Consider the following 11,494-nt stretch of genomic DNA (forward strand, 5'->3'; position numbering starts at 1 on the left):
CAACCGGGATCAGGCGGATGCCTGCCGGGGTGAAGATGTCCATTGCGTCCATAAACGCCGAACCCATGATGCCGAAGGCGACGGTAACGTCGTTGGCGACCATAGTTTCGACAAAGGCTTCGCTAGGGGTCATACGTGCCATATTCAAGGTCCTTGTTATTGTAAGTTTCAAAGCCAAAGTGTGTCGCTATTTGCTCGCTTACCGATGAGGCTCGACCAGCCCTCGTGAGCGTTGATAGCCTGCACACCGCTTGCATCTGCACATGGCATCTCTAAGTCGGATATGCATGGTTACAGACTAGGGGACTGGACCTATCGGCAATAGGACCAGATTCGGGCTACGAGCTGATCCAACTTCGGCCCCTACCCGCTCGATAACCAGATACCCGTTGTAGAACAACCACATCGACTATGCTGAACGGTAAATAACAAGGACATTGATAACTCAGGATTGGGCCATAAATGACCTCTATCGATCCCATTCGCCGGTGGATTGTGCGCTATGAATTTTGAACAGGAAGCCCTGGACGCCTTGAAGTCCTTGCAGGCCGAGTATCTCAACAGCGTCTGGAAAACCTTTGCCGCGCTGATGGTCTCGATTGGCTGGGTGATGTCGTCGCAGGAAACCCGTCATTTTCTGGAAGCCACCCTGGCGGTTAAGGGCGTCGCCATCGCCGTCGTGTTGGGGCTTGCGCTGATGCACTGGCTAACGCTCCATGACCTGCAAACCAAGTCTCAGCGAATCTTCGATCAGATTCTGCACCGTGACGAGCTGTTTGGTGCCGTTAAGACCAGCTACGAGATCAAGCGAATCTACATCTACGCCAGCTTTTTAATCAACGGCCTGCTCTATGTTCTGTTACTCACCATTATTCTCAACGCGGACTCGACCCTATCCACCTAGCCGCCCCGAACCCAAGCGCACCCGCATACTGAGGCAGTCATCTATCAGAGCTTCTATCTGTACTTCTATCCAAGCCTTCATATAGTAAACTTCGTTCAGTCTTCAGCCGCCGATAGCTTGCCTGTTATGAAATCAACCGTTCGCCTGCTCGTCATTGTTGCCGGACTCTTTATTGCGTACCAAATGTTCGGCTTGATGCAGGCAAAGTATGCCGCCAAAGATTGGCCTTCGGTCCCCGGCACCATCGCCGCTGTATCGCTGAACGAATCCAAACAGATCGAAAACAAAGAGATCGACGGACTCCGCAAGCAACACGAAATCAGCACTTTCAGGCTGAAGGTACGTTACAGCTATCGAGTCAATGGTATCGAGTATCTAGGTGAGCGCTTCGCCATCGCGGATAAAAGTACCGAATCCCGCCAAGAAGCCGAATCCTGGCTGGCTAAGTTCGCCGCCGGCAACTCGGTGACCGTGTTCTATAACCCGCAAGCTCCGGCAGACAGCGTGCTGTTGAAGTAATCTCGCAAGCCCGACAACAACAGGTGCGATCCGCCCGCTTCAGTGAGCGACAGACCAATCATCAACACCGGCGTCTGCCAGCCGATTGTCCGCATCCCTCAGCCGACGCGACATCTCACGCGACAGGTTCAACAGCAGGATGCCGAAATCGTTCGGCATTTCATTATGGAGGGCATCGAACAGGCCACAGGATACCCGCAGCAGGTAGCTGGGCTCGTTTGCCAACACATCCCCTACCCGTCCGTGCAACCCGATCATCGCCACAAAACCGATCTCGTGCCCGAAGGTGTAATCCCGAATGTGGGCACTACTGCCATCATGCCGAGGTTTCACCAACCGAACCGAGCCTTGCAGGACGACATGAAAGCTGTCGGCACAGTCACCGAGCCGAAACAAAACATCATCCTTATCCAGCGAGATCAGCTCACCATTGTTGAACAGGTATCGGAGCGCACCTTCGGACAGCGCGCCCAGGGTAGAGGCATCCCGTACATAATCGATACCCAGCTGCTGCAGTACTTCCACCCCAACTAGCGACTTCATAGGATCCTCCTCGCCTAGATCAATCATCCCTACCCTCAGTATAGGGTGCTTAGCATTGCTGTCCGCTGAACCAAAAAACCGGCACAGAGGCCGGCTTTGGTGTTTCATTTTTCAGAGCCTCCCGACTGTCGCGCTTAGAACGACAGTAGGAAGAGACTCAGTGATGGGAAGAAGGCCACTATGATCCAGACAGCCATCAAGGCATACAGGTACGGCAACGTCGATTTTACCAACCTGAGATAGGGTATCCCGGTCATGCTGCTAGCCACATACAGGTTCAGACCATACGGCGGGGTGATAAAGCCGATCGCATCACCGATCAGGAACAGCACCGCGAAGTGGATCGGATCCACCCCGATACTGGCGGCAATCGGTGCCAGGATCGGAGCCAGGATGATGGTATTGGGCAGACTCTCCAGTACCGTACCGGCCAGCAATACCAGCAGCAGACAGGCGAACAGGATCGGGTAGTAACCACCCAGCAAACCGATCATCTCGGTAATGAAATCCTTGGCACCGAGCAGCGACAAGACCTGCTGCATCACCACCGAGACGGCGATCAAGGGTGCCAGCATGCCGGTGATCTGACCCGAGCGCATCATAATGGTCGGCAGCGACTTCAAGCGGATTTCTCGGGTTACGAAAACCCCGGCCAGCAGACAGAAACCGGTGGTGATACCCGCCGCTTCAGTCGGCGAGAAGGCACCGGAGTATATACCCCAGAGCACGATACCGATCGCCAGGAATCCCAGCCAGGCTTTAACCCCCATCTTGGCGGCATGCTTGACCTTGAACGGCTGCAGTACCCCCCAACCGTTCTTGCGGCAGACCCAATAACAGACCAGCTGCATCGCAACCACCATCAGGATCCCCGGGATCAGACCGGCCATAAACAGGTCGCCGATCGGCAGGTTCATCATGAAGCCGTAGACGATAAAGATGATGCTCGGCGGGATGATGATACCGACGGTTCCTCCGGCGGCGACGGTCGCGGCGGCGAACTTCTCTTCGTAGTTACCCTTCTTCATCTCCGGGTGCATGATGCCGCCAATCGTCGCCGTGGTGGCGGAGTTGGAGCCGGAGATCGCCGCGAACAGACCACAGGCGCCCAGCGAGGCCATCCCCAGACCACCGCGCAGCCAACCCAGACAGGAGTAGGCAAAGTCCGACAGTCGCTTGGCGATACCGGCGGCGTTGATCAGGTCACCGGTGAGGATAAACAGCGGCAGCGCCAATAGACCGTAGAAGTTGAGGCCTTCGTACAGGGTCACACCGACGTTGGCGAGGGTGAAATCGATCACCAGACTGACGCCCACGACCCACAGCGAGATAACCAGGAAGATCGGCACACCGATAATAAACAGGCCGGTGACGCCAAGGCTGATCAGAGTAATAAGTATTCCGTCCATTGCTCTGCCCTCCTCAGTCAAACAGCGCGGCTTGGGTGGTCAGGGAACGTCCGGCCCGGAACTCACGGATATCGAAACGCAGGTTCTGAATCACCCGCACCAGCAACAGCGACCAGGCCACCGGCGTCGCCAGGTAGAACCACCACTGCATCACATCGTCGGTGCCCTGGACGATGGCGAAGTTGTCGTAGGAGATATACACCTGCTCGATGGAGTAATAGATCACCACCGCGCCCATGATGAACCAGCACAGCGCGTCGATCAGCAGACAGGCGAACTGGGCCTTGTAGGGCATCCGCTCGCGAACCTCGGTAAAGCGCAGGTGGGAGCGGCGTAGGGTGTTGTAGGAGGCACCCATCCAGGTCAGCCACAGGAACAGATAGATAGGAATAGTGGTACTCCAAGGAGCCTGTTCATTAAAGAAGAAGCGTCGGATTACCTCGACAAAGATGATCCCCGCCATGGAGATATAAGAAACCAGGATCACCGACTTCTCGATGTTCTGTTCGATGGCGCGGAATATCGAACCTAGGGTCATTTTTCTTCGGCCTCCGCCTTGCAGAGAGGTCTCTGCGGTATCGCATCCTGTAGATGCCTGTATGCTGGAATTCACGGGAAGTCTCCACAGTATTGTTCAATCTTCGGACTTAGCCCGGAAAATCAGGCACAAGAGAGACCCGCTGCGTAGAGCAAGTCAGAAAGAACGAATGGGATATAGCCCGGCCTGTGGCTTGGAAACTAGGCCGGGCTCTGGGTACTGGCGCTTAGCCCTTCCACCAACGGCGGGGCTCAACATTTTCGGCCAGCATGTCACGCGGAATTTCGCGCGCGATCTTGTGGATCGAGCCATAGGTATCGAGACCGCCGGACCACTTGTCCAGACGCTCACGCCACTTGGTCCAGGGCTCGGGGTTGAATTCCGGCGCACAGATCCGCTCGGCTTTGGCACGTTCTTCATCAGACAGCGCGGCGACGCGCACATTGTGCTGATCGAACAGCGTACCCGGCAGTGACGGCACGGTCGCACCGACGGTGTTGACCAGTGCAGCTTCCTGGGCCGCCTGGATCTTCACCTGGGTCAGGTAGGAGGATTCCATCACCGCATCCTGCAGCTCGCCACTGAAGCTATCGAACACCTTGGCGCTCATCATGGTGGCTTCGGTACCGCAGAAGAAGCGCAGGTCAACCGACTGGGAGACCACCGGCGACATATTGGCGTAGGCCACTGCACCGGCCCAGGTCTCGGCGCCGTCGATCAGGCCCTGCTTCAGACCGTCGAGGGTTTCAGACCAGGCGATCGGCACCGGGTTCAGCTCCAGCAGCTGCATCGCGATACGACCCAGCTGGGTACCGGTAACCCGGTTCTTGGTACCGCGCAGTTGATCGATACTGGTGATCAGCGGCTTGTCTTTCCAACCCAGGCCCATCTGCAGGCCACGCAGTTCACAGTGGGAGAACAGGAACTGCAATCCGTGCTTCTTACGTAGCGGGTCACGCAGCAGCTTCTGGCTGTCGGGGTGGTAGAGGAAGTGATACTGGGATGCCCGGGTCGGGAACATGTAGGCGTAATCGAGCACGTTCAGGTAGGGCGCGCCACCGGCCGAGTTCTGGGTTGAGGCGGTGAACATGTCGACGATGCCCTGCTGGGTCTTCTTCACACAGCTGAGCTGGCCACAGATCTGGTTATCACCGACAAACTCGACCCGAATCTCGCCGTCGGTTCGGTCTTCGATGTCATTGAGGAAGTCCAGGCAACCGGCTCGTTCGATCAGCAGGTTCTTCTCATTAAAACCTGAAGCACCGAAGGTCAGTGTGTGTTTCGCGTTCTTCTTGTAACGGCGCTTGGCATTACTTTCGGCAGCCTGAGCCAGTTGAGGGAGAGAGAAGCTCCCCAAGGCGCTGGCGGCCAGCATGGTGGAGCTGAGTCCATAAACGGAAGCCACCCGGAAGAAATCGCGGCGAGAGACGGCCTTTTCACCGCCTACGGAGTTATTACGCTTCTCCATCATTAATACCCTTCAATTATTTTTATTTCAGTTAGGGACCTGCTGATCGTCAGTTGAGCAATATCAATTTCCGATCGCATTTTAAATAAAGCACAGAAATATCGTCTTAACAAGCCTTTTTGATAACTTTGGTATCGTTTTGTCTTGTTTATGTAACTTTTAAGCCAGAGGACTGGCCAGTCGTTACCGGTTTTCCTCCTTCTTGCCGCTGCAGCCCCGATGATTACTGGGTTTGCTCCGAGTGGGGCTAAAACCCGTTAATAAACAGGGGTATAGATGAAACCTATGCAAGTATTCCGATAATTTGTCAGATTACTCTCATAGAGTCGACAAAAAACACTCTTTACGAACCCTTTAGTCTCAATAGATCCATTATTGAAACTTTTTGATCTCTTTCCTTGCCCATCAGCCATCAACCATCGGAGCGCAGGCAGATCAGACAATGTAGACCGCCAGCCAATAAAAGATTCAATTTTGGCTACTATTGAGACTTCTATTGCCGTAACATTTCCTCGCTGAATTGATACTGATAGGAACCTTCATGTCCGATTCCTCCAAAGATCGAAACTCGTCGATCGTACGGGCCCTTAAGATTCTCGAAGCGGTCGCCGGCTCGTCCCAATCGATCACTCCGACCGAAATCAACCGTCTGCTGAACCTGCCCAAACCCACCATCCATCGGCTGTGTAATCAGCTCGAGGAGGAAGGGTTCCTGAAGCAGCGTATGGATGGACGCGGCCTGGTCCCCGGCCCCAAGCTGAATAAGATCGCCATGGGGGTTTTCAGCAACAATGACTTCCTCCGTTCCCAACGCCATCTGATCCTGCAGAAGCTGTCCGAGAAACTCGGCGAAACCTGCAACATCTCCATTCCCGACGGCGGCGAAATGATCTATTTCGACCGGGTCGAAACCCACTGGCCACTGCGCGTTCAGTTACAGATCAAGGATCGGGTTCCCCTACACTGCACCGCCAGCGGTAAGCTGTTCCTGAGCGAGCTCAGCAGCATCCAACGCTCCCGCTTGCTGGCCAAGCTGTCACTGGATCGACACACCGATAACACCCTGACCACCCCGGAAGCCCTCAAGCCAGCGCTAAAGCAGATCCGCAAATCCGGCATCGGCATCGACAACGAGGAGTTTCTGCAAGGCATGATCGCGGTCTCGGTTCCGGTTCGTGATTCGGAGGGGCGGATGTATGCCGGTCTGGCGATGCACGCTCCCACCGCTCGACTGTCGCTGGAACAGGCCTTGGAGCATGTTCCGCTAATGCGCGAAGCGGCGGATGAACTGGCATCGCTGATGAACGATCTGGCCGACGACGAAGACTGAAACTCAGCCCTATCCCCGATCCGCTCTGTGATCGGGGATAGTCCCCAGCGCTCAATCAGCTAGCACCCTCTCTCAGCTACCAACCACGGCCGCCACCGCAGCCGCCTGAGCATCCTGCTTGATCATGTCCGAGGCTTTCTCGGCGATCATGATAGTCGGTGCGTTGGTGTTGCCCGATACGATAATCGGCATGATCGACGCATCGACAACCCGCAGTCCCTGCAAGCCATGGACCCGAAGCCGGTCGTCCACCACCGCCATCTCGTCATGACCCATCTTGCAGGTCCCGGTCGGGTGGTAGATGGTGGTAGCACGGTTACGGGCGTACTCGAGCAGCTCCTCATCGCTCTGAAACTGCACGCCTGGTTCATGCTCTTCGCTGATCAGCGGTTTCAGTGCCGGCGCGTTGATAATATTGCGCGTCACCTTGATCGCTTCGATCGCTGTTTTCTGGTCCTCTTCGGTGGCCAGATAGTTCGGATGAATCGCCGGATAATCCTCCGGATTACCGCTCTTGAGCTCGATCCGTCCGGTGCTGGTCGGGCGCAACTGACAGACCGAAGCGGTAAAGGCGGAGAACTTGTGGGTACCGTCGGCCGGCTTGTCGGCACTCAGCGGTTGCAGATGGTACTGAATATCCGGCCGCTCCATCGCCGGATCGGTCTTGGTGAAGATGCACACCTGGCTGGCAGCCATGGTCAGCGGCCCGGTGCGGAACATCGCGTATTCAACCCCCATCATCATCTTGCGAATCGGGTTGTTGACCTCGTCATTCAGTGTGATCGGTTTGTTGACCTTGTAGATGGTGCGGATCTGCAGATGGTCCTGCAGGTTTTTCCCCACACCCGGCAGATCCTTCACCACCGAAATGTTGTGCTTGGCCAGCTCTTCTTTATCGCCGATACCCGACAGCATCAGAATCTGCGGTGAGTTGATCGCCCCGGCCGAAAGTACGATCTCTTTGTTGCAGGCGATTCGATGCTTGACCCCATCGATGCTGACCTCCAGCCCGACCGCCCGATCACCGCTGAAATCGATCCGATGCACCAGCGCCTTGGTCGCCACATCCAGATTGGGCCGTTTCATCGCCGGACGCAGGAAACCAACCGCGGTCGAGCAGCGGGTACCGTTGCGGTTGATGGTCAACTGAAAATAACCGACCCCTTCCTGGGTTTCCCCGTTGCTATCTTCGTTACGGGGGATACCAGTCTGCTCGGCGGCTTCGATAAACTTGTCGCAGATCTCACGACGGATACGGATATTGGAGACCGACAGCGGACCACCGGCGCCATGGTACTTGTCGGCACCACGCTCCTGGTTCTCCGACTTCTTGAAGTAAGGCAGGATCTCGTCGTAGGACCAGCCCTGATTCCCCAGTGCGGCCCAGTCGTCATAGTCTTCTTTCTGGCCACGCACGTAGAGCAGCCCGTTCAACGAACTTGAACCACCCAGCACCTTACCCCGGGGCCATTGCAGCTGGCGGCCATTGATACCCGGATCCGGCTCGGTCATATAACACCAGTCCGTTTTCGGATTATGCATGGTCTTGAAATAACCGATGGGAACATGAATCCAGGGATTCTTATCTTTGCCCCCGGCCTCCAACAGCAGCACGCTGTTTTCCGGATCTTCGGATAGCCGGTTAGCCAATACGCAACCGGCTGAGCCGGCTCCTATCACGATGTAGTCGTAGGCCTTTTCTAAAGACATTACTTGTTCCATCCATCTTATTTTTATTTGAACTTCTGGTGGCCAAAGCCCCTGTCTGAGTTTCGGCGAGCGGATCACCAGACAAACTTGCTCGCAGAAAACATCACCCAACAGCACCTTTGATACCTACAGTATCGTTATAAAACAGATTAAATCAACATTTTTTTATTTATTTGATATTTTTTGTCTCGTTTTAATTGTTTTTTGATATTTCAATGCTAGTATTCGATCTGTTCGCTCGGAACGGGCAGTACGCCTATACCTGCGAACCAGAAAGATCCGACCGTCGATAACCAGACCGTTAATAAAAACAAATAAGGTGGATTGAACGATGTCTGCACTCTTTCATCTCGATAGGGACCAGAATGCCGGTACCCTGCAGAAACAGATTCGCGAGCAGTTGGTTAAAGCGATTCTCGATGGCTACTTGCCCATCGACGAGCCGTTGCCATCCAGCCGAAGCCTGGCCAAGTCACTGAATGTCGCCCGCAACACCATCGTGCTGGTCTACGACGAGCTGACCGCGGATGGCTATCTGATCGCCAAGGAGCGCAGCGGCTACTTTGTCGATCCGACCATTCTTAAGGGCAAGCTAGGGTCGTCAGCATCCAGTCCATGCGGCGCGCCGACCCAGGACAGCAGCCAGGTAGACTGGAGCCGAAAGCTGAAAGTCCAGATCGGCAACCAACCCAATCCCACCAAGGCCCACACCTGGCATTCCTACCCCTACCCGTTCGTGTACGGTCAGTTGGACAGCGAGTTGTTTCCGATCGACAGTTGGCGCAAATGCTGGCGCGATGCCGCCAGTGTCCAGGCGATCCGGGACTGGAGTTCTGATCGTTACGACAGTGACGACCCGATGCTGATCGAACAGATTCAGAAACGAATTCTCCCCAACCGGGGTATCCAGGCCTTGAAGGATGAGATCCTGATCACCATCGGTTCGCAGCACTCGCTCTATCTGTTGGCCCAGCTGCTATTGGATAGTCGGTCCTGCTTCGGTATCGAAGATCCGGGTTATGTCAGCGCCGGTCATATCGGCCGGGTGTTCGGCGCCACTATCCAGAGCCTGCCGGTGGACGATCAGGGACTGATCATCGGCGACCATCTGGACGCCTGCGACGCGATGTATATCACCCCAAGTTATCAGTGCCCCACCACCGCCACCATGCCGCTGGAGAGGCGTAAGGCGCTATTGGAGAAAGCCAAGCAGCAGGATTTTGTGATTATCGAAGATGATTACGAAATGGAGATCAATTACGACGCCAACCCAACCCCGGCGTTGAAGAGTCTGGATCACAGCGGCCGCGTACTCTACATCGGCAGCCTCTCCAAAACCCTGGCGCCAGGACTGCGGATGGGCTTTATGGTCGGACCGAAAGCGTTGATTCAGGCCGCTAGGAATCTGCGCCAGTTGATGCTGCGCCACCCGCCGCTGAACAATCAGCGCGCCGTGGCACTGTTCCTGGCCCAGGGCTATCACGATGCTCTACTGCGCAAGCTGGTGCGAAACTTCCAGGAACGAAGCCAGATCATGGCCGATGCGTTGGACAAGTACCTACCCGGCAGCTACCAGCGACCCAGCGGCGGCTCCTCCTACTGGTGCCGACTGCCAGAATCTATCGATACCGTGTTACTGAAACAACGGGCGGAGCAGAAAGGGTTGTTGATCATCGCCGGTGAGAGCTACTGCTATAGCGATCGACTGCCGACCAACTTTATCAAACTGGGGTTCTCGGCGATTCACCCGGATGCGATAGAACCCGGTATCAAGTTGCTGGCCGAACTGATCGAACAGATGCGGCCTCACTAGGCCGCAACAGCAAATAAGATCGAGGGTAAAAAGATAACGAGCACAGAACTAACTGAAGCAGCCGGACAGCCACTCCAAGTGGGTTGGAATAGTCGTAAGGGAATGGAGCCAAGCTCGAATCAGCTTGAGGGACTGACTCAGCTGGCGGCTTCGACCAAAAACCAGATCCCGAAGCCCAGCGCCCAGGCGGCAAAAAGCCAGCTCCAGATATCCTCTTTTTTCTTCAGCAACTCTGTCTGTCTCACAACAAATTCACGCTAATTTCTGAGTTAAAAACAGGCCTTCCTGGCTTTACTTCAGGCTCCGTCGCTTGCTCTTCCCCATCGATTGATAGTCAGAACGAAACGTCGAAGCCTGTCTCTATCCCTATTACACTCCCTTTCGTACTATAGCGGTACCACCATCACCGGTGCCTTGGAGTGGTGAAGCACCTTCTGCGCCGTGGAGCCCAGCAACAGCTGGCCGAACGACGAATGGGTCCGCGTCCCCATCACGATCATATCCACGTTCAACTCTTTGGCGGTCTCCAGAATCACTTCATGGGGACGGCCGGTGCGTACCTGCTTTAGCGGCTCCCCCTTGGGAAGCTCGACGCCATCCAACTCTTCGTCGATGAACGCCTTAATCCGGTTTTCCACTTTGACCTTGACGCCCTCAACACCCCGCTGGCGTAAGGACGCCATCGAGTCCTGCGACAGGTAGCTTTCTACCATCGCCTCGCTGGTGCTGTTCATCGGCTCCATCACATGCAGGTAAGTAATCTGCGCATCATGTTTGATCGCCTCAGCGACCGCCCGATGAAAAGCCGGGCGAGAGCCCTTGCCTAGATCAGACGCATACAAAATATGGTTAGTGGTCGGCAGCATGCTGGTTTCCTCTTGTTATTGTTCGGAGTGATTCCAATGGATCAGCCGCCCAACAAGCAGAGAGAAGCCAGCCGGAACGGTTAGCTTCTGTTATAGCGAAAAGCCTCTACACTAACAACACTTTTTGCATTTTATGATATTTTTGGTCTCGTTTTTGTTGTCTCTGATGCTTTTAACATCTGCGCGACGCTCTCATAGCGTCTGCGACTGCGTCCTTATAACGTCTGTGACTGAACCACCGTAATCGCGATCACGTTAACGACGTCATTGGCACTGCAACCGCGCGACAGGTCGTTGGCCGGCTTGGCCAGGCCCTGCAGGATCGGACCGATCGCATCGGCCTTGCCGATCCGCTCCGCCAGCTTGTAGCCGATATTGCCCGCTTCCAGATTCG

General features: G+C 55.2%; 11 protein-coding genes. 4 read left to right on the forward strand and 7 right to left on the reverse strand.

Features of this window, described 5'->3' with window-relative positions:
* Positions 1 to 502 precede the first annotated feature (502 nt).
* A complete protein-coding gene (locus DV711_RS19155) occupies positions 503 to 904 on the forward strand; it encodes a hypothetical protein (RefSeq protein WP_114697354.1) in 402 nt (133 codons plus the stop codon).
* Between the two features lie 126 nt (positions 905 to 1,030).
* Positions 1,031 to 1,423, forward strand: a complete 393-nt coding sequence (locus tag DV711_RS19160) for a DUF3592 domain-containing protein (protein ID WP_114697355.1) — start codon at positions 1,031 to 1,033, stop codon at positions 1,421 to 1,423.
* Positions 1,424 to 1,462: 39 nt separating this feature from the next.
* Here the strand turns inward: DV711_RS19160 and DV711_RS19165 are convergent, their stop codons facing one another.
* The 4 genes from DV711_RS19165 to DV711_RS19180 all read right to left on the reverse strand — a co-directional run bounded on the left by DV711_RS19165 (position 1,463) and on the right by DV711_RS19180 (position 5,381).
* On the reverse strand, positions 1,463 to 1,966 hold the full coding sequence (locus DV711_RS19165; RefSeq protein ID WP_165840174.1) for a Crp/Fnr family transcriptional regulator: 504 nt from the start codon (positions 1,964 to 1,966) through the stop codon (positions 1,463 to 1,465).
* A 134-nt stretch (positions 1,967 to 2,100) separates the two neighbouring features.
* On the reverse strand, positions 2,101 to 3,375 hold the full coding sequence (locus DV711_RS19170; protein WP_114697357.1) for a TRAP transporter large permease: 1,275 nt from the start codon (positions 3,373 to 3,375) through the stop codon (positions 2,101 to 2,103).
* 13 nt (positions 3,376 to 3,388) lie between these two features.
* The gene (locus tag DV711_RS19175) at positions 3,389 to 3,913 is read right to left on the reverse strand and encodes a TRAP transporter small permease (protein ID WP_114697358.1); all 525 of its coding nucleotides are present in this window, start codon (positions 3,911 to 3,913) and stop codon (positions 3,389 to 3,391) included.
* A gap of 226 nt (positions 3,914 to 4,139) precedes the next feature.
* The gene (locus tag DV711_RS19180; RefSeq protein ID WP_114697363.1) at positions 4,140 to 5,381 is read right to left on the reverse strand and encodes a TRAP transporter substrate-binding protein; all 1,242 of its coding nucleotides are present in this window, start codon (positions 5,379 to 5,381) and stop codon (positions 4,140 to 4,142) included.
* A 541-nt stretch (positions 5,382 to 5,922) separates the two neighbouring features.
* On the opposite strand from DV711_RS19180, the gene DV711_RS19185 reads away from it, so the two are divergent.
* Positions 5,923 to 6,711: an IclR family transcriptional regulator gene (locus DV711_RS19185; protein ID WP_114697359.1), complete on the forward strand. Its 789-nt coding sequence runs from the start codon at positions 5,923 to 5,925 to the stop codon at positions 6,709 to 6,711.
* Positions 6,712 to 6,783: 72 nt separating this feature from the next.
* Here the strand turns inward: DV711_RS19185 and DV711_RS19190 are convergent, their stop codons facing one another.
* Complete coding sequence (locus DV711_RS19190) at positions 6,784 to 8,421, reverse strand: GMC family oxidoreductase (RefSeq protein ID WP_114697360.1); 1,638 nt, start codon at positions 8,419 to 8,421, stop codon at positions 6,784 to 6,786.
* 331 nt (positions 8,422 to 8,752) lie between these two features.
* Here DV711_RS19190 and pdxR point away from each other — a divergent pair, with 331 nt between their 5' ends.
* The gene (gene pdxR / locus DV711_RS19195; protein ID WP_114697361.1) at positions 8,753 to 10,234 is read left to right on the forward strand and encodes a MocR-like pyridoxine biosynthesis transcription factor PdxR; all 1,482 of its coding nucleotides are present in this window, start codon (positions 8,753 to 8,755) and stop codon (positions 10,232 to 10,234) included.
* A gap of 386 nt (positions 10,235 to 10,620) precedes the next feature.
* Here pdxR and DV711_RS19200 read toward each other — a convergent pair whose 3' ends face one another.
* Both DV711_RS19200 and DV711_RS19205 read right to left on the reverse strand, forming a co-directional pair.
* Positions 10,621 to 11,100 (reverse strand): universal stress protein, encoded by a 480-nt coding sequence (locus DV711_RS19200; protein WP_114697362.1) that lies wholly within the window; start codon positions 11,098 to 11,100, stop codon positions 10,621 to 10,623.
* Between the two features lie 215 nt (positions 11,101 to 11,315).
* The gene (locus DV711_RS19205) at positions 11,316 to 11,489 is read right to left on the reverse strand and encodes a phosphate acyltransferase (RefSeq protein ID WP_341537586.1); all 174 of its coding nucleotides are present in this window, start codon (positions 11,487 to 11,489) and stop codon (positions 11,316 to 11,318) included.
* Positions 11,490 to 11,494: the final 5 nt, after the last annotated feature.

Source organism: Motiliproteus coralliicola, assembly GCF_003345655.1.
GTDB lineage: Bacteria > Pseudomonadota > Gammaproteobacteria > Pseudomonadales > Balneatricaceae > Motiliproteus > Motiliproteus coralliicola.